Annotated in this window: 15 protein-coding genes; 10 read left to right on the forward strand and 5 right to left on the reverse strand. The window is 44.9% G+C overall.

Features of this window, described 5'->3' with window-relative positions; all coding sequences use genetic code 11:
• Positions 1–40: 40 nt before the first annotated feature.
• A complete protein-coding gene (typA, locus tag ACOJRU_RS13910) occupies positions 41–1,870 on the reverse strand; it encodes a translational GTPase TypA (RefSeq protein WP_421132339.1) in 1,830 nt (609 codons plus the stop codon).
• A 436-nt stretch (positions 1,871–2,306) separates the two neighbouring features.
• Between typA and glnA the strand changes: the two genes are divergently transcribed.
• The 5 genes from glnA to ACOJRU_RS13935 all read left to right on the forward strand — a co-directional run bounded on the left by glnA (position 2,307) and on the right by ACOJRU_RS13935 (position 7,505).
• Complete coding sequence (gene glnA, locus ACOJRU_RS13915) at positions 2,307–3,716, forward strand: glutamate--ammonia ligase (RefSeq protein ID WP_421132340.1); 1,410 nt, start codon at positions 2,307–2,309, stop codon at positions 3,714–3,716.
• 114 nt (positions 3,717–3,830) lie between these two features.
• A complete protein-coding gene (locus ACOJRU_RS13920) occupies positions 3,831–4,376 on the forward strand; it encodes a DUF4124 domain-containing protein (RefSeq protein ID WP_421132341.1) in 546 nt (181 codons plus the stop codon).
• A gap of 127 nt (positions 4,377–4,503) precedes the next feature.
• The gene (gene glnL, locus ACOJRU_RS13925) at positions 4,504–5,589 is read left to right on the forward strand and encodes a nitrogen regulation protein NR(II) (protein ID WP_421132342.1); all 1,086 of its coding nucleotides are present in this window, start codon (positions 4,504–4,506) and stop codon (positions 5,587–5,589) included.
• Positions 5,579–6,988, forward strand: a complete 1,410-nt coding sequence (glnG, locus tag ACOJRU_RS13930; RefSeq protein ID WP_421132343.1) for a nitrogen regulation protein NR(I) — start codon at positions 5,579–5,581, stop codon at positions 6,986–6,988. Before glnL ends, glnG begins: the two co-directional genes overlap by 11 nt.
• Positions 6,989–7,085: 97 nt before the next feature.
• Positions 7,086–7,505 carry a hypothetical protein gene (locus tag ACOJRU_RS13935; protein WP_421132344.1) on the forward strand — a complete coding sequence of 140 codons (420 nt, stop codon included), beginning with the start codon at positions 7,086–7,088 and terminating at the stop codon, positions 7,503–7,505.
• A gap of 64 nt (positions 7,506–7,569) precedes the next feature.
• Here the strand turns inward: ACOJRU_RS13935 and ACOJRU_RS13940 are convergent, their stop codons facing one another.
• Complete coding sequence (locus ACOJRU_RS13940; protein ID WP_421132345.1) at positions 7,570–8,709, reverse strand: HD domain-containing phosphohydrolase; 1,140 nt, start codon at positions 8,707–8,709, stop codon at positions 7,570–7,572.
• A gap of 281 nt (positions 8,710–8,990) precedes the next feature.
• Here ACOJRU_RS13940 and ACOJRU_RS13945 point away from each other — a divergent pair, with 281 nt between their 5' ends.
• From ACOJRU_RS13945 to ACOJRU_RS13965, 5 genes are all read left to right on the forward strand, one after another.
• Entirely contained in the window at positions 8,991–9,716 is a 726-nt protein-coding gene (locus tag ACOJRU_RS13945) for a 1-acylglycerol-3-phosphate O-acyltransferase (protein WP_421132346.1), read from the forward strand.
• Positions 9,717–9,747: 31 nt separating this feature from the next.
• On the forward strand, positions 9,748–10,146 hold the full coding sequence (gene rraB, locus ACOJRU_RS13950; RefSeq protein WP_421132347.1) for a ribonuclease E inhibitor RraB: 399 nt from the start codon (positions 9,748–9,750) through the stop codon (positions 10,144–10,146).
• A 97-nt stretch (positions 10,147–10,243) separates the two neighbouring features.
• The gene (locus tag ACOJRU_RS13955) at positions 10,244–10,990 is read left to right on the forward strand and encodes a choice-of-anchor H family protein (protein ID WP_421132348.1); all 747 of its coding nucleotides are present in this window, start codon (positions 10,244–10,246) and stop codon (positions 10,988–10,990) included.
• Positions 10,991–11,108: 118 nt separating this feature from the next.
• On the forward strand, positions 11,109–12,395 hold the full coding sequence (locus tag ACOJRU_RS13960) for an ABC transporter substrate-binding protein (protein ID WP_421132349.1): 1,287 nt from the start codon (positions 11,109–11,111) through the stop codon (positions 12,393–12,395).
• 20 nt (positions 12,396–12,415) lie between these two features.
• The gene (locus ACOJRU_RS13965) at positions 12,416–15,082 is read left to right on the forward strand and encodes an ATP-binding protein (protein WP_421132350.1); all 2,667 of its coding nucleotides are present in this window, start codon (positions 12,416–12,418) and stop codon (positions 15,080–15,082) included.
• A gap of 42 nt (positions 15,083–15,124) precedes the next feature.
• Here ACOJRU_RS13965 and ACOJRU_RS13970 read toward each other — a convergent pair whose 3' ends face one another.
• The 3 genes from ACOJRU_RS13970 to pepA are packed head-to-tail and all read right to left on the reverse strand — an operon-like array spanning position 15,125 to position 19,876.
• A complete protein-coding gene (locus tag ACOJRU_RS13970; RefSeq protein ID WP_421132351.1) occupies positions 15,125–17,899 on the reverse strand; it encodes a valine--tRNA ligase in 2,775 nt (924 codons plus the stop codon).
• 42 nt (positions 17,900–17,941) lie between these two features.
• Entirely contained in the window at positions 17,942–18,364 is a 423-nt protein-coding gene (locus ACOJRU_RS13975) for a DNA polymerase III subunit chi (protein WP_421132352.1), read from the reverse strand.
• 6 nt (positions 18,365–18,370) lie between these two features.
• Positions 18,371–19,876, reverse strand: coding sequence for a leucyl aminopeptidase (gene pepA, locus ACOJRU_RS13980; protein ID WP_421132353.1), 1,506 nt, complete (start codon positions 19,874–19,876; stop codon positions 18,371–18,373).
• Positions 19,877–19,891 lie beyond the last annotated feature (15 nt).

A 19,891-nucleotide genomic window follows, 5' to 3' on the forward strand; every position in this document is an offset into this window, starting at 1 on the left:
GGCATTTTTAAAAAGACTTAAGCGTGTTTACTCGCTAACCTTATTTAGGCGCTCGTGATGCGCGCTTACGTTCGTTTTCTGTAAGCAACTTCTTACGGATACGAATAGAAACAGGTGTAACTTCCACTAGTTCATCGTCGTCAATGAACTCAAGTGCTTGTTCAAGTGACATCTTAATTGGTGGAACAAGCGTTTGTGCTTCATCAGTACCTGATGCACGAACGTTAGTAAGCTGCTTACCTTTTAGTGCGTTTACTGTAAGGTCGTTGTCACGGCTGTGAATACCGATAACCATACCTTCATAAACTTCTACACCGTGACCGATGAATAAACGACCACGCTCTTGAAGGTTAAACAATGCATTAGTTAGCGCTTTACCGTTAGCGTTGGCAATAAGAACACCATTTTTACGCTTACCAATAATACCGCCTTTGTACGGGCCGTAGTGGTCGAATGAATGATACAGCAAACCAGAACCAGACGTCATCGTCATGAATTCAGTTTGGAAACCAATCAAACCACGACTTGGAATAACGAAGTCAATGCGTACGCGACCTTTGCCGTCTGGAGACATGTCGGTCATTTCGGCTTTACGAAGACCAAGCTGCTCCATAATAGAACCCTGATGCTGTTCTTCACAGTCAATCGTCAAGGTTTCGAAAGGTTCTGTCGTTTCGCCATTCTCTTCTTTAAGAATTACTTCAGGGCGAGATACTGCAAGCTCATACCCTTCACGACGCATATTCTCGATAAGTATGCCTAAATGAAGTTCACCACGACCAGAAACACGGAATTTATCTGGATCAGGCATTTCTTCAACACGAAGCGCTACGTTATGTACAAGCTCATCGTTTAGACGCTCAAGGATGTTACGTGACGTTACGTATTTACCTTCTTTACCCGCGAACGGTGAGGTGTTTACTTGGAACGTCATAGTAACTGTTGGTTCATCTACCGATAATGGCGGTAATGCTTCAACCTGGTTCACATCACAAATTGTGTCAGAGATTTTAAGTTCTCCAAGACCCGTAATTGCAATAATGTCACCGGCGCTTGCGCTTTCAACTTCGTGACGGTCTAGACCAAGGTAGCCATATACTAGGCCCACTTTACCGCTTCGCGTTTTACCGTCAGCGGTTACTACCGTTACCTGCTGGTTAGTTTTGACTGAACCACGGCTAATGCGACCCACACCAATTACACCTACATATGAGTTGTAATCAAGCTGAGAAATCTGCATTTGGAAACCACCGTCTCTGTCTGCATCTGGTGCAGCAACTTGGTCGACAATAGTTTGGAAAAGCGGAGTCATATCTTCAGACGGCGTATCGGCATCGTTTGACGCCCAACCGTTTAGTGCAGAAGCATAAACCACTTGGAAATCTAACTGCTCGTCAGTTGCACCTAGGTTATCGAACAAATCAAATACCTGATCCATTACCCAATCTGGGCGAGCGCCTGGCTTGTCGATTTTGTTGATAACAACAATCGGCTTAAGGCCTTGAGCAAATGCTTTTTGCGTAACGAAGCGCGTTTGCGGCATTGGGCCTTCCTGCGCGTCAACAAGCAGAAGCACTGAATCAGCCATTGACATTACACGCTCTACTTCACCACCGAAATCGGCGTGTCCTGGAGTATCAACGATGTTGATACGGTAATCTTGCCAGTTAATTGCAGTATTTTTCGCCAAGATGGTGATGCCACGCTCTTTCTCGATGTCATTCGAGTCCATAACGCGCTCTTCTTGTGCGCCGCGAGATTCCAACGTTCCAGATTGCTGAAGAAGCTTATCTACCAAGGTAGTTTTACCGTGGTCAACGTGGGCGATGATTGCGATATTACGCAACTTACTTATATCAGTGGTATTCATGCTTATAATAGAGCCTGTATAAATCGATACATACCAACATGGCATGCACTAGATTTCTTGCAAAAAATGCAGATAGAAAAATTTGCGCGGATTGTACAGAAAAACCACGGCATTTGCGCATCTTTTTTTGATAAACCTACTTTTTAGACGTAACTCATCTTCTCAAAGGAACAAATTCATCCGCACAATAGATATTTTCATTGGAAAGCACCGTCAACATAATCTACGCTAGCTAACATCGAACTCAAAGTATCGCACCAAAGAGAGGCGCTACCGCACCAAGATGGTGCATTAAATTGATGGCGGTGAACCCTATATCGCCGCTATCCCGCGAAAATTCGAATAGCGATAGATGGCATGATTATCGCTTTCCCTTTTTCCATTGTTGGAATGAAGCTGATCATTCTGCATTTTTACATTAAACCTGGAGGACACGATGTCAATTGAAAAGGCATTAGAGCTTATTAAAGAAAGCGAAGCGAAATTTGTAGATTTACGTTTTACCGATACCAAAGGTAAAGAACAACACGTATCAATTCCTGCAAGTCAGGTTGGTGATGACTTCTTCGAAGAAGGTAAAATGTTCGACGGCTCGTCAATTGCTGGTTGGAAAGGTATCAACGAATCAGACATGGTTCTTCTTCCTGATCCTACAACCGTTGTTGTTGACCCGTTTGCAGAAGAAACACAGGTTAATATCCGTTGTGATATCGTTGAACCATCAACAATGGAAGGTTACGAGCGTGACCCACGTTCTGTTGCTCGTCGCGCTGAAGAGTACTTGAAATCAACGGGTATCGGCGACACCGTATACTTCGGCCCAGAGCCAGAGTTCTTCTTGTTCGACGATGTTCGATTCCACACTGATATGGCAGGCTCTTTCTACAAAATTGACTCGTCAGAAGCAAAATGGAATTCAGGCGAAGAGTTTGAAGGCGGAAACATGGCTCACCGCCCTGGCGTAAAAGGCGGTTACTTTCCAGTTCCTCCAGTGGATTCTGCCCACGACATTCGTGCAGCAATGTGTTTAGTAATGGAAGAGATGGGCCTAGTAATAGAAGCACATCACCATGAAGTAGCAACCGCTGGCCAAAACGAAATTGCTTGCGAATTCAATACGCTTGTTAAGAAAGCCGATGAAATTCAAGTATACAAGTATGTGGTTCACAACGTAGCTCACGCCTACGGCCAAACAGCAACCTTCATGCCTAAGCCACTAGTTGGTGACAACGGTTCTGGTATGCACTGTCACCAATCTATCGCAAAAGACGGTAAAAACATCTTTGCCGGTGATAAATACGCGGGTCTTTCTGAAGAAGCACTTTTCTATATTGGCGGAATTATTAAGCATGCACGCGCAATTAACGCGTTTGCAAATGCTTCAACTAACTCGTACAAGCGTCTTGTACCAGGGTTTGAAGCACCAGTAATGCTTGCTTACTCTGCGCGTAACCGTTCAGCTTCTATCCGTATTCCTTATGTAACAAGCGATAGAGCACGTCGTATCGAAGTTCGCTTCCCTGACCCTACTGCTAACCCATACCTTGCGTTCACCGCAATGCTTATGGCTGGCCTAGACGGGATCAAGAACAAAATCCATCCTGGCGATGCTATGGATAAAGATTTGTACGACCTCCCAGCAGAAGAAGCAGCTGAAATCCCAACAGTTGCTAGCTCACTAGAAATGGCACTTGATGCGCTAGATAACGATCGCGACTTCCTAACCGAAGGCGGTGTTATGACTGACGACATGATTGATGCTTATATCAGTTTGAAGGCTGAGGAAGTCACTACACTTAACATGACGACTCACCCTGTAGAATTTGATATGTACTACAGCGTATAACGCTCGCGTATTAAAACGTATACAAAAGCCCGCTTATGCGGGCTTTTTTTATTGCTCATGTTTAACTAGTATAGTTAACAGGGCTTTCATCGATGACAAAGCAAGGAGCGGTAGTTGAAAACACATCGTCAGTTTTTATTCACAGTAGTACTGTTCATGCCTTTGGTGGGCGCAGCGCAGCAAGATAACACCTCTGAAGCCGCGACTATTTATAAAGTAGAGCGAGAAGACGGGTCTATTGTGTATACAGACGTGCCCTCACAAAACGCCAAACCGCTTGAATTCGACGAAAAAACTCAAAATCAAGTCACCGCCATTCCTACCCCAACGCCCACTGCACCAACGCCTGACAAAGCAAAGCCGAACTATAAGGTCATTATTGCTTCCCCAGCGCCAGAAGCCACTATTCGTAACAACATGGGTAATATTACCATTCGTGCAACACAACCTAATTCTCCTCGTGCTAGCCGATACCGCCTCGTGTTTGATGGACAAGCTATCGACACTAATAATTCCGGCCTTTTCCAGTTGAAAGGGGTCAATAGAGGTGCACATCAATTTAAGGTTGAGCTAACTGACAATAAGGGCAAGACTCTTGCATCGTCAGATGAACAAACACTGTTTTTACATCAAGCTTCAGTGTTCATTAATCGTAATTAACGTTCAATCTTAGCGCAACGCCCGCACCATAGCGGTTCATAGAAATTCTGACAGGCTTTTATCTGGGCAGCCATTTCTGGGTTATGCGCTATAATGCACTAAAATAGTGCGGAGGAGATAAGCTCGGATGCAATCGACCGAGTTAGAAACACAGCATTTAATTAATAGCCTTAATGTTGCTCTGGTCATGGTAGATAGCGATCTCACGATTATTTATGCTAACCATGCAGGCGAGGCACTTTTCGAAACCGGTAAGAAACAACTTATCGGTCACTACCTTGCCGACTTTTTTTTACCCGACACAATAGAAACAACACGGCTAAAAGCGGCGCTGCGTAAGGGTGAAGACTTCACCGAAAACGAGATGCGGTTGAGCTTTAAAGACAACCGTAATGTGATGGTAGATTTAACCGTAACCAACGTACAAACAGACCAGGGCCCACGCCTGTTGTTTGAAGTGAAAACGATTGATCAACAAAAACGTATCTCTCGTGAAAACCTTCAAAACGCGCAACATTACGCGGCGAGAGAGTTAATACGCGGGTTAGCACATGAAATTAAAAACCCGCTGGGTGGGATAAGAGGCGCTGCGCAACTCCTCGAAAAAGAGCTAAGTAGTGACTTAAAAGAATTTACTAAAATGATCATCGAGCAATCTGACCGACTTCGAAATTTGGTCGATAGGCTGCTTGGTCCAAACGCACTACCTCGGTTTGAAGTGACTAACGTACACCAAACCTTAGAGAGGGTGCGAAGCCTCATGCGGTTTGATGCCGATACGCCCATCACTATTATAAGAGATTACGACCCCAGTATTCCCGAACTCGTGATAGACCCCGATATGATTCAGCAGGCCGTGCTCAATATTGTGCGTAATAGCGTTCAGGCACTTAACGAGCATAAAACGCCAACCCCCCAAATTAGGTTGGTCACAAGAATTGAGCGGCAGATGACAATTCAAACCAAACGTCATTCGCTTATCGCAAGGATATCCGTTGTCGATAACGGCCCAGGCATACCCGCTGATGTGCGAGATACACTTTTTTACCCGATGGTAAGCACCAAACAATCGGGGAGCGGCTTAGGTTTATCAATTTCTCAAAATCTCATCCACCATCATGGCGGTAAAATAGACGTTGATAGTCACCCTGGCCATACCGAGTTTACTATTTATATTCCTATAGAGCGCAAGGAGACAAGCGATGACGAATGAATCAATATGGATTGTCGATGATGATAGTTCTATTCGTTGGGTGCTTCAAAAAGCGTTGCAAGCTGCAAACATAAGCTGCTTATGCTTCGAAAACCCTCAAGATCTACTCTTGCAACTACAAAGTGGACAATCACCTGAAGTTATTATTTCAGATATCCGCATGCCTCAGATGGACGGCATGACACTGCTTAATGAAGTTCACAGCATAGACCCGTTAATGCCCGTGATCATTATGACCGCGCATTCGGATTTAGATAGTGCAGTCAATGCTTATCAAAAAGGCGCATTTGAGTACCTACCAAAACCGTTTGATATTGATGAAGCGGTCACGCTATCACAACGCGCATTAGCACACGCCAGAGAACAATCAAATACCCAACATGTTCAGCAAGACGAAAGCGTTACTGAAATCATTGGCGAAGCGCCAGCAATGCAAGAAGTATTTAGAGCCATAGGTCGATTGTCACGCTCCTCTATTAGCGTACTGATTAACGGACAGTCTGGTACGGGAAAAGAATTGGTTGCACATGCACTACACCGACATAGCCCACGCTCAAGCAAGCCTTTTATTGCGTTAAATATGGCGGCGATACCTGCCGATTTAGTTGAATCTGAACTTTTCGGCCACGAAAAGGGCGCATTTACTGGCGCACAGAACGCGCGACAGGGTCGCTTTGAACAAGCAAACGGCGGCACATTATTCCTAGACGAAATTGGCGATATGCCCCTTGATGTTCAAACCCGGTTATTACGCGTGCTGGCCGATGGCCAATTTTATCGCGTGGGCGGTCATCAGTCGGTATCAGTTGATGTACGAATTATCGCTGCCACGCACCAGAACCTAGAACAGCGCGTTTCTGATGGTAAGTTCAGGGAAGATTTATTTCATCGTTTAAATGTTATTCGCGTGCACATCCCTTCCCTCTCAGAACGCCGCGAAGATATCCCCCTTCTCGCGCGCCACTTTTTACGTCGCGCCGCAAAAGAGCTTGATGTTGAGGCAAAGTCGTTAAGCAAAGATGCAGAAAAGGTTATGGCACAACTGGCATGGCCCGGTAACGTAAGACAGCTAGAAAATGTGTGTAGATGGCTCACGGTCATGGCAAGCGGACAAGAAGTGCTCGCTAGCGATTTACCACCTGAAATTCACAACGAGGGCAGCATTGAGCGTGCAGCCAGCGAAGCAGGCGACTGGCCTGAGCTTCTCGCATCATGGACCGACAAGCAATTGCGTGATGGCAAGCACGACATCTTGAACGATGCGATGCACACGTTTGAAAAAATCATGTTAGAACGAGCGCTACATCATACCCATGGACATAAGCAAGATGCGGCAAAACGTCTTGGCTGGGGAAGAAATACGTTAACCAGAAAGTTAAAAGAACTCGATATAAACTGAAGAATAATAAGCCCGTTTGCCGCGGGCTTTTTTATAAACAATTTTTTTCGTACTTTTGCTATAGTTTAACTATTAAGCTCATTGAAGTGCGCAGCTCATGTTTGAACAACACGGTAATTTTAACGTTTTTGTCGTGAATAACACGATTACGTTAACGCTAGAAGGTGCTTGGAATGTTGAAACGTCGCTCGCCTATCAACAAGAAATACGAGAGAAAGCCCGCCATCTTAAAGGCTCACCTTTTGGTGTTCTTACCCTTCTAAACGACTGGGAGTTGTGTACACCTGAATGCGAAAAAGTGCTGGTAGAAATTGTCCAAACCGCCATCTCTTGGGGAATGCAAAAGGAGGCCGTCATCAACGATACTGGCGCTGCCAAGCTTTTACTGTTTGAAAAACACAAACACCTTCACATAAATGATTGTAAAGAAGACCACTTTCACCGCAGAATTTTTAGCCAGAAAAGTGATGCGGTCAGTTGGCTGGCAAGCGCAGGGTTTCACCTCGACGATACCTGAAACCTGCCCCTCTTACCCCTTGCAAAATCATTAGCATGGTAACGACATGTTATGCCGCACACACTTAATGCCCCATTCGAAACAGGCTAGTCATCCCCTGATTAAAGTGACGTACCCATTTCATGCTGAATTGCCCCTTTGCGCTGCGGTTTATTTCAATTACCGCTTCTTTCTTGGATAACGGTTCACCTTCAGTGTGGGCTCTTGAATGTGTCATTGCATCATACGTATCAACAATGGCAAGAAGCTTAGCGCCTTCACAAATATCTTCTTCTTTAATCCCGAGAGGATAACCAGTTCCATCGGTTCTTTCATGGTGCTGCATAACAATCTTTCTGGCCATGTCCCACTGATCAAGATGCTCTAGTAATCGTGCACTCTTATAAACATGAGACCGCATTAAATTAAATTCAATATCCGAAAGCGCATCGCCTTTGTGAAGAATTTTAAGCGGCATAAAAGCCATACCGAAGTCATGAACATAGCTAGCTACGGCTAATTGGTCTTCTTCTATTGGGTTGCCTGCAATGTCATTAACATACATTGCTAATTTAGCAATCCTATCGCCACGGCCTCCCCAGTAATCAGAACGTCGCTCGATGGTCTGCATTAGGTCGCGAAAAAAGAGTACATCTAACTTTTTCTCACTACTCATATCCTTTGGAATACCGGTCGTAGCGAGTGTGGGTGGTTTTATTTGAATGCTTTCAGGATTATCTTCATTCATAACCACATCTAAAGCAGGATTTAGCAATAATACGGCTTCGGTAAGCAATTTTTCATGATCGCTCCCGTTATCAGGCGTAATACGGCTTATTGCCATGACGAGTTGACTGTGCAGCGTATCGTCATAGTCGGCTTTACCCTGTGCCATTACACCTTCCACAAACGCTTTCACTCTGTCCATCGTTAGCAACACAAGATCACTCATGGTGCTTGTGTAAGACACTTGCCCTTTTCTAAGAAAGTCGAGTAAGTCTTCTACATGCTGGAGAAGCGGAATCATGGGACCGAAGTTAACTAACCCCAAATCCCCTTTTATTGTGTGGATAGAACGAAATAACGCACGTTGTAACTCGTTGTCCTCAGGACGTAATTCGAGTTCAATCAAGGTCTGCTCACTCGACTCATAAAGTTCGTTTATTTCTTCCATTAAGTCAGAAAGAATATCTTCCTCGAGATCGTCAGGGACAAATGTCTGCATTGATAAATACCAGTAGTTAATACGTTATTTTGCCTACGTTTTTGTGTAATGCGGGGGCGGCAAATTTTTTATATAACGATGAGTATCGTACATTCCAGCAATTTTTGAAATCTATGATGTGAAAACCGCTTTATTTTCTACCCTTCTTACCTCGTTTTTATCGGCAACGACGATAAAAACTACATGAAAAAGTGAAATCATCTATAATCCTAATCTCATCGGACAAGTGTACGCTGAAACTTATTCTATACTTCGCCCGTCATTTTTTTACAGGAGCCACTTTGATAGCTTTATTTCGCGTTCCCACGCTCTTTTTATCGTTTCTCGTTATAAATATCGCATTGCTTTTAATATGCGTTTTTCGCCCGTTTCACAAAGATAACGTGCATGCAGCAGGACGCCTTTATTCATTAATGGCAAAAATTGTAGGCTTAAAAATTGTTATCCAAAAAGACCCGCGCGTTAAAATCAATGAGCCTTATGTTTTTATTGCCAACCATCAAAACAGCTTTGATGTAATAACGATTTGCAAAGCGGCGCTTCCTGGCGTGGTCACCATAGGTAAGAAAAGCCTTAAGTGGATCCCCATCTTCGGGCAAATTTATTGGCTGTCTGGCAACATTATGATTGACCGTAAAAATTCAGGAAAGGCAAGAAATACGCTTGATATTGCAGCACAGCGCATTGCGAAAAAGCGAACGTCAGTGTGGTTATTCCCAGAAGGGACAAGAAGCTATGGACGAGGAATACTTCCTTTCAAACAAGGCGCTTTTAGACTTGCAAAGTCAACGAATGAACCCATCGTCATGGTTACCGCAAGCAACCTTCATAAAAAGGTAAAATGGAACCGTTGGGATAATGGTGTATTACTTATCGATATTGCGGCGCCAGAAGCCCTTACCGATGAGAAGTCCATAAAAGAATGGATGGGTTATTTTAATCAAAAAATGGCACATAAGTTTGAATCTCTTGATGCGCAGGTCGCTGAATTAGAGAAAAGTAGGTAAACTTGCTGCATCAACTATATTCGAGATACTTATGACACAATTTGAAGAAAGAGAAGAGTGGTATGCTTTCAATCAAGAGACGATTGAAGCGCTGCTCGAAGATGGCAGCGAAGCAGATGCCGATTACACTATCGAACACCACTTCGCGAGCAGCGATTTTGATAAACTAGAAAAAGCCGCTGTCGATGCATTTAAAGCTGGATTCGAGGTAACCGATGCAGAAGAACTAATGTTAGATGATGGCGGTACCGTATTTTGTTTCGACGCCATTATCGAGCGTAAATTAGAGCAAGTGCAACTTGACAAAGATACCGATGCGCTATTAAAAATAGCCGATAAGCAAGACGTACAATATGATGGATGGGGTACTTACTTCATGCCGCGAGGCGATGATGAAGACGAATACGAAAGCGAATACCTCGACGACTAATTAGCAGCAACATCGTTCTGTTAAGGAACGCTTCAGCTTTTGTTCATCTTTTCCAGTCAATAATGGCTTTGTCATTTTGATTGGAAAAGGATGTATCATGAACGCGCTACGCCCACATTCAGTATTACCCCCCCTACTACTTAGCTTTTTTGCGCTCTGCGCATCAGCCTCAGTATTCGCTATCGATAGTAAAGAAAGCGTATCGGTGTCAGCGAAAGAGTATCGTAATGACGTTGCATACATACCAACAAGAACACTATCTTCAACTTCACCTTCCGATAGTGAAGATAAACAAGCACTACGAAAGCAGCAGCATAGTAATGTTAGTAAGTCGTTCAGCAGCGTCTCAATGGTTAACAATACCGACTATTGGATTTACGACAGCTGGGTTACGCTTGATGCAGACATAGATTACGACGGCTATTTTTCAGCGTTTACTGTTGAATTTGATGCCGATACTATTTTTGCCAATGTACCAGTATACGCCGTTATCTATCTAGGTCAGGACGAGCGCTATCAAAGCATTCACGTTACTTCTGAGTTTTCGCTTTACGGTGATGATTCTACGGATGGATTTGTCGTTGAAAGTGAGCTGATATCAGGGTTCCCTTCTGGAGACTACGATATACTTATTGAGCTATATGATGCATATAACGATGAGCTTGTTGCTTTTTCGGATGCCTATGATGATGCAGACCTTAGCTATGTAAGCTTAGAAAGTAATAACTACGAGTACGTAGTACAAGACACGGTGGTAGTTGTTGAGGAGTACGGCGGTACATCGGGGGCGTTGGCATTATTTGGCTTAGGGGCATTCATGTTTATACGCCGCTTTAAGCCGTAAGCATTCATTGCTGTTATTAAAGGAGTAGGCACATAGTTTACTCCTTATTGTCAAATTACTTGGGGGAACATTTGGTAAGGAGGCTGATTTAGTGCCACACTGAGTAGACTGTGAAAATATGGGCATAAGTGTGAGAAAAGAAAAAGCACCCTCTTCCGTGTCTAGGCGCCACTTTATAAAACATGCATCAGCGTGGACGATTGCAGCAGGTGTAACGCCGTTTGCAATAGGAAAACCCAAGCCTACACTTCGCGTAATGGGTACGCATGTAACACTTCAAGAATCTCTACGTATTCGGGCAATGGAAGATTTAGGGATTAATATCGAATTTGAGCCTGGCGGCAGCGCTGCCGTGTTACAAAAAGCGTCAACGAACCCTTCAACATTCGACCTATATGAACAATGGTCAAACAGCATCAATATTCTCTGGCGCTCAAGAGCCATTCAACCGATAGAAAAAACGCGGCTTTTATATTGGGACGAAATTAATGACCTTACCAAAACCGGTAAGGTCGTACCGCAAGCAAGACTTGGTGCTGGGGATGCGCCACACAAAATATTGAACGTACAGCAAGACGGTACCCTTGGCACAGGTCATACCGACGCTATCAGTTTCTTACCGTATGTTCACAATGTTGACTCTTTTGGCTATAACACGTCTCAATTACCCAATAAATTGACCAACCAAGAAGAAAGCTGGGGGTGGTTACTAGATAGTCAATTCTCAGGTAAAGTAGGCATTGTTAACGATCCGACGATCGGCCTGTTTGATCTTGCCCTCGCCGCACAAGCTAAAGGCTATATTGCATTTAACGATATTGGGGCAATAACGCGTCAGGAGCTTGATGATCTGTTTAGCGTGCTAATTGAATTGTCGCAACTGAATCATTTTAGTGGCTTTTGGACATCGGTACCCGAATCGGTCGCATTCATGAAAACCGAGCGGGTCAGGATAGAAAGTATGTTTTCTCCTGCAGTGTCTATGCTGAATGGTCAAAATATCCCTGTACGTTTTGCAGCGCCTAAGGAAGGCTATCGAGGATGGCACGGCGTAATGTGTCTTTCTGCGATGACTACAGGCAGAAACAAAGATGTCGCTTACGAATACATGAATTGGTGGCTATCAGGCTGGCCCGGCGCTTTTATTGCCAAACAAGGCTACTATATTTCAAACCCAGAACGCTCTAAACAATATTTAACACAGCACGAATGGGACTATTGGTATGACGGTAAACCTGCATCAAAAGCACTGCGTGGAACTGATGGCAACATAGTCGTCGAAGAGGGGCAGCAGCGAAGTGGTGGTAGTTATGAAAAAAGGTTTAGTAACGTTGCCGTTTGGAATACCGTAATGCCTACCTATGAGTACAGCTTACAAAAGTGGTATGAGTTTATAACGTCTTAAGATCGGAACTACCAACGCCAATGTTTTCATCAATCAGAGTACAATTAGTGCTTGTTCTTTTTGCTCTTGTCGCGCTTTTGCTAGGGCAAAGCTTTATTGCAAGAGAAAACCAGGCGGTTTTAAGCAACGGCATTACGTCTATCAGTAAATCTGTAATCGATTTAAGCCTTGTAGAAGCGCTAGAACGGGACATCATCGACCTACAGCGTAATGTGCTGATATTTAAGGAAAGTGCGAGTTCTTCTGCCGTTACGCGATTTGAACGACTTATGCTTTCCATAACGAACAAGCTCGATGTGCTGGAGTCATCAGACCGTGTTACAAAAGCGTTTAACGACCCTCGCATCATCAGCCGTATGCGTAATCATCTTACGTCGTACCAGGAAAACTTCAAACAAGTCGTAGATGCCAGATCTGAACGAGACAACTTAATACTTGATGGTTCGCTTCCCGATATTACTGCGTTAAAACGCTACCTTGCTAAAGCCCATAACAATAACGACATTTCTGATGATACGTTAGCCCTAGTGTATTCACACATATTACGGGCAGAAAACGCGGTACTTAATTATTTGATTAGCCCTGAAATGTCCTTAGCCGATGCGTTTAAAAAAGCCATCGACGATATAGACGATATTACCTATACCAATACGCGCATCAACAACCGCACTACACGCTTATTAGACCGTGCTAACTCAGATTTTTTTCGTCTAACGCAGATAACGCAAGGGAATCTTTTTTTAGTTAACGTTGTCATGGCCGGTTCGGCAAATGAGTTTCTTTACCTTAGCGGAGAGCTGGCAAATCTCGTCACACAAAGCACCAATGCCATCGCCTCCCAAACAAACACGCTTGCTGATGAAACACAAACAAGCCAAGAAATCTTTTCTCTTATTGCTATTGCGTTGTCTCTTTTGGCGGCCGCGTATACCGTCTACCGGGTATTAGGCCCTATTCAAAATATCACTGAGGTATTTAATGCATTATCTGAGGGTGCAGATGTAAGAGAACTTGCCGTTAGCAAACGCCGGGATGAAGTAGGTAAACTTGCAAAAGCTGCGTTAGTATTTAGCGCAAAAAACCGCCAAACCCAACGACTTCTGCATGAAGCCACCGAAATGAACACCACCTTAGAAAACCTCAACAAAGCGTTACGGGAAGCTAAGCAAAAAGCGGAGCAAGCAACAGCATCAAAAAGTATGTTCTTGGCCAATATGAGTCATGAAATACGCACACCGATGAACGGTATTGTGGGTCTTATCGAACTAGCGCAAAAACAGCCTGTTAACGATACCGTTCGAGAATATTTGGTGAAAGCCGCCTACTCTGGTCAAATATTAATGAGTGTTATCAATGATATTTTAGACTTTTCAAAAATAGAGGCGGGAGAGTTAGCAATAGAAGAAGTTAACTTCTCATTGCACTCGCTGTTTGACAACTTAATTGCCGTTATCGCTCTGCGGGCAAAAGAGAAAAATTTATCAGTTCGTTTTTCGGTATCACCGCATATTCCTTCACTGGTGATTGGAGACCCTTTGCGACTAGCACAAATTATTATGAATATTGGGAGTAACGCGGTTAAGTTCACCGAAGAAGGGAGCATACATATTGATTTTGACGGCACACTCCAAAAAGAGGCGCCGCTTATTAACGTTGTCTTGACCGTGAAAGATAGCGGTATAGGGATGAGTGAGGAACAGCTTTCTCGTATTTTCAAACCGTTTACGCAAGCAGATGGGTCTACCAGCCGCCGGTATGGTGGCACAGGGCTTGGCCTTGCCATCGTGCACCAGTTAGTAACTATGATGTCAGGAACGGTATCAATTGCGTCTACACAAGGCAAAGGAACCACCTTTACGGTTACGCTTCCTTTAAAAGTACGTGAAAAACAAGTGGGCGTTCTTGAGGGGCTTCCCGAAATGCCTTCAGCGCGACTTTATGTCAGTGACGCGCCCTTATTGCCTATCGCTTATTGTCGTCAAATTGGTATTTCATCCAAACAGACCATCACGATTAGTGGAGCTAAGCAAAACGATGAACTGCCTGAAACAATTCTTTTTGACATTCCAACGTTCAGCACGTTTAGGGAGCATATTCATTGGCTTAACGCGCTAAGAGCACAGGGCAAAAAAATAGGCCTAATTGGCGATACAGTGGGAAATGCGTTGGAAGAAAAATACAGGGCGCTCTGGACAGGCCCGCTAATTATTCACCCTTTTACGCCATTCCAGTTTGACGCTTTCATCAACACGTTGGTCAATGAACAACCCTCACCAGTATTACCGTCTCGCTTACCCCTACTTGATAACATCAAGTTAGAAGGGCATATCCTCCTTGTAGAAGACAATAGTATCAACCAGCTTGTCAGTGGCGAAATGCTAACGTCGCTCGGATTGACGTTTGATATTGCCGAAGACGGTAAGCAGGCAGTGCAAAAAGTGAAAAACGCCCCGCATTACGACCTTATACTGATGGATGTTCAAATGCCATTGATGGATGGTTACCAAGCCACCAAAACATTAAGAGAAAAAGGCATCGCTACATTGCCGATTGTTGGTCTGTCTGCTAACGCAATGAAGGAGGACGAGCAAAACGCCTTTGATGCTGGTATGAACGGATACCTGACGAAGCCGATAAAGCGTAACGCACTTATTAGCACCCTTCGACAATTTCTAAACGAGCAATAAAAAAGGCTACTTACGTAGCCTTTTTCTTACTTTTTAAGATAATTATAAAGCAGCAATAGTGTCGTATTGCGCTTTTAATTTAGCTAGCGCTTTTTCGCCTTCTTCCAGCTTAGCGCGCTCTTTCTCGATGACAGCTTCTGGTGCGTTGCTCACAAACTTATCATTACTCAGTTTTCCACGCGTACGTGAAACGTCTTTGTCTACTTTATCCATGGCTTTGGTGATGCGAGCAAGCTCGGCATCTTTGTCGATAAGACCCGCCATTGGAATAAGAATTTCCATTTCACCTACTAGCGCTGTCGCGCTCGCTGGCGCTTCTTCACCGTCTTTAAGGATGGTGACTGTTTCAAGCTTAGATAACTTGTCTAAAAAGGCTTTAGCAGCCTCTAAACGACGGCTATCTTCATCGCTTACGTTCTTTAGTAAGGCATTAAGCGGTTTATTTGGAGAAATATCCATTTCGCCGCGAATATTACGAATACCCACGATGAACTTCTTCACCCACTCGATATCGGCAAGTACTTGCTCATCTTGTTTAGCGGCATCTTGCACTGGAAATGCCTGCATCATAATACTGGCATTGTCTTCAACCTGTAGCGCACTTAAAGGAACAACGCGCTGCCAGATAGTATCGGTAATAAATGGCATTAGCGGATGCAATAAGCGAAGCAAGTTTTCCAGCACGTTAATTAACGTATGGCGTGTGCCACGTTTTTCAGCGTCACTGCTAGCGTCGTTGCTAAGCACTGGCTTGGTAAGTTCTAAGTACCAATCGCAGAACTGGTTCCAGGTAAACTCATAAACAATATGCGCAGCAATGTCGAAACGGTAGTCTTCTAATGCTTTTTCAAACTCAACAAGGGTTTGTTGGAACTTCGCCCAAATCCAGCGATCGGCAATGCTTAATACCATTTCGCCACCATCACGGCCTGTATCGTGTTCTTCGGTATTCATCAGCACGAAGCGTGATGCATTCCAAATCTTATTGCAGAAGTTACGGTAGCCTTCTACCCGCGCCATATCAAAGTTGATATCACGGCTGGTTGAGGCCATTGCAGCAAACGTAAAACGAAGTGCATCGGTGCCATAAGCGTGAATACCATCTGGGAATTGCTTGCGTGTACGCTTCTCAATCTTTTCCGCGAGTTTTGGCTGCATCATGCCTGAAGTACGCTTTTTCACCAGCGTTTCAAGGTCAATACCATCAATAAGGTCGATAGGGTCAAGTACGTTCCCTTTTGACTTAGACATTTTATCGCCGTTCTCATCGCGGATAAGCCCGGTGATATAAATATCTTTAAACGGAATTTGGCCAGTAAATTTCTTCGTCATCATGATCATTCTAGCTACCCAGAAGAAAATGATATCGAAGCCAGTTACCAATACCGATGAAGGCAAGAAGGTGTCTAGTTCAGGCGTTTTTTCTGGCCAGCCCATAGTCGCGAACGGCCATAGTGCAGATGAGAACCAGGTATCGAGCACATCGTCATCTTGACGAAGTACGATGTCGTTACCCAAGCTGTTTTTAGCACGAACTTCTGCTTCAGTACGACCTACGTAAATGTTGCCATTGTCGTCGTACCAAGCAGGAATGCGGTGTCCCCACCACAACTGGCGCGAAATACACCAGTCTTGAATGTTGTGCATCCATTGGTAGTAAGTCTTGTTCCAATTTTCTGGTACAAAACGAATCTCGCCACTTTCAACCGCTTCAATAGCAGGCTTGGCAAGTGACTCAACCGCAACATACCACTGGTCAGTAAGATAAGGTTCGATAACCGCGCCGGTTCTGTCGCCGCGAGGTACTTTAAGCTTATGCGGTTCAATTTTAACTAACGCGCCTTGGGCATCTAAGTCGGCCACAATTTGCTTACGTGCGTCGAAACGGTCAAGGCCGCGATAGGCCTCTGGCGACGCATCGTTAATTTTCGCATCGTCAGTTAATATATTGATCATCGGTAGGCTATGACGCTTACCCATGTCGTAATCGTTGAAGTCGTGCGCTGGCGTAATTTTAACGCAGCCCGTGCCAAATTCTTGGTCGACGTAGTCATCTGCAATCACTGGAATTAAGCGGCCAGTAATCGGCAGCTTAATATCTTTACCAATGTAAGCTTGATAACGTTCGTCATCAGGATGTACCGCAACAGCGGTATCGCCTAGCATGGTTTCAGGACGCGTTGTGGCTACCACTAACTCGCCACTACCATCAGCAAGAGGATAGCGCATGTGCCACATGTGGCCGTCTTCTTCTTCGTTTAGTACTTCTAAATCTGATACCGCTGTGTGCAATACCGGGTCCCAGTTGACCAAACGTTTACCGCGATAAATCAAGCCTTCTTCATGAAGCTTCACAAACGTTTCGGTTACCGCATCAGATAACTTGTCGTCCATAGTAAACACTTCACGAGACCAATCAGGTGAGGTACCTAAACGACGCATTTGCCCAGTAATGGTTCCGCCGCTGTGTTCTTTCCATTCCCAGACTTTCTTAATAAAGTCTTCACGACCTAAATCGTGACGAGTTTTGCCTTCAGCATTTAATTGGCGTTCTACCACCATTTGGGTCGCAATACCCGCATGGTCAGTACCCACTTGCCATAGGGTATTATCACCCTTCATTCGGCGATACCGGGTTAGCGCATCCATGATGGTTTGCTGAAAACCGTGCCCCATATGAAGGCTGCCGGTTACGTTAGGCGGTGGAAGCAGAATACAATACGGGTCGCCACTGCCTGACGCTTTAAAGAAGCCCGAGTTTTCCCATTTTTCATAGCATTGTTGCTCAATGGACTGTGGTTCGAAGGTTTTATCCATTACTTAACTTACTCTCGTGTAGAAGCCAGATAATTATTCACACTAGGCAGATTTAAACTGCATCGCGCATCCGGCTTGCTGATAATTTTTATAACGTACCCGGGCGGCCTGCTTCGCATTGTCGTCTACGGGCACAAAATCGATGATTTGGCGGTGTTGATTGGGCGATGGGACCATACCAGATCCCACATTCACGACCATTTGACGTCGAGCCACCTGCTCGGGTTGCCAACATATTTCTACAGGCGTCCCTACGTGAGGGCCTTCACCAAAAAGGTTATGCGGCACAAAGCGTTCTGCAGGAAGTTGCCACAGTAGTTCATCAACCTCTTCAGCTTGCGCTTGTGTATCGCACAGCACGCTAATTTTTTGTTTATTAGCAAATGCTGTGGCAATGACTTCGCTAGCACGGACAACAACACCATTGTCGCTGTCGATAAGCTGATAGAATGTAACGTGTGGCATAACGTCTTAGTCCTCTAACTTAATGCCAGCTCGATTCATTAAGAATTGAGAAAGCATAGGCACTGGACGGCCAGTTGCGCCTTTATTCTTTCCACTGCGCCATGCTGTACCAGCAATGTCTAAATGGGCCCAGTTGTACTTTTTAGTGAAGCGAGATAAGAAACACCCAGCAGTAATACTACCCGCAGGTCGCCCGCCAAGGTTTGTCATGTCGGCAAACGGGCTTTCCAGGAGCTCTTGGTAGTCGTCCCACAATGGCAAGCGCCACGCGCGGTCTGAGCTTTGTTCAGACGCATTAAGTAATTCATGTGCAAGTGGGTTGTGCGTACTCATTACTGCCGTTGCATGATGGCCAAGTGCAATGATGCAGGCCCCTGTCAATGTTGCAACATCAACCACAAGTTCAGGTTCGTAACGCTCGACGTACGTTAAGGCGTCACACAACACTAAACGCCCCTCTGCGTCGGTATTAAGCACTTCAACCGTTTGACCAGACATGGTCGTAAGGATGTCGCCGGGGCGATATGCTTTGCCGTCAGGCATATTTTCACAGCCCGCCAATATACCAATTACGTTGACGGGTAAGTTCAGTGCCGCAACCGTATGCATTGTGCCCAGCACACTGGCCGCACCGCCCATGTCATACTTCATTTCATCCATGCCTTCGCCTGGCTTTATTGAAATACCACCCGCGTCGAAGGTAAGGCCCTTACCAACCAACACAATTGGTGCTTGGTCTGCGGGGCCGCCACGATGATGCATAATGCTCATCATGCTTTCATTGTCTGACCCTCGCCCTACAGCTAAATAAGCTTGCATTCCTAGCTCAGCCATTTGCGTTTCATCAACCACTTCCGCAGTAATGCTGTCGTATTGACTCGCCAATGATTGCGCTTGCTTCCATAAATACTCAGGGTTACAGATATTCGGTGGCATGTTAGCAACGTCTTTCGTTACTTTTGCACCGCGAGATACCGCTAAGCCATGTTCAACCGCTCTTTCGCCCACAGTAAGTTCGCGGCGTGTTGGCACGTTGAAAACCATTTTACGTAACGGACGACGTGGCTCACCTTTTTTCGTTTTTAATTGTAGGAACGTATATAACGAGTCCTCGGTGGCTTCGACGGCTTGGCGCACCTTCCAATAGGTATCACGCCCTTTAACGTGAAGCTCGGTAAGGAAACATACCGCTTCCATTGACCCCGTTTCATTTAATGTTTGAATCGTTTTAGCAATGATTTGCTTATACTGGCGCTCGTCTAGCTCGCGCTCTTTTCCGCAACCGACAAGAAGCACACGCTCGCTAAGCACATTAGGTACGTGGTGCAGTAGCAACATTTGCCCTGCTTTACCTTCTAGGTCACCACGGCGAAGTAGATTGCTAATATATCCTTCACTAATTTCATCTAACTGCTCTGCGACAGCGGTAAGACGACGCGGCTCAAAAACACCGACAACAATACACGCACTTCGCTGCTTTTCTGGGCTGCCACTTTTTACACTAAACTCCACGATATCACCTCGCTT

The sequence above is a fragment of the Alteromonas algae genome (assembly GCF_049117195.1).
In the GTDB taxonomy this organism is placed as follows: domain Bacteria; phylum Pseudomonadota; class Gammaproteobacteria; order Enterobacterales; family Alteromonadaceae; genus Alteromonas.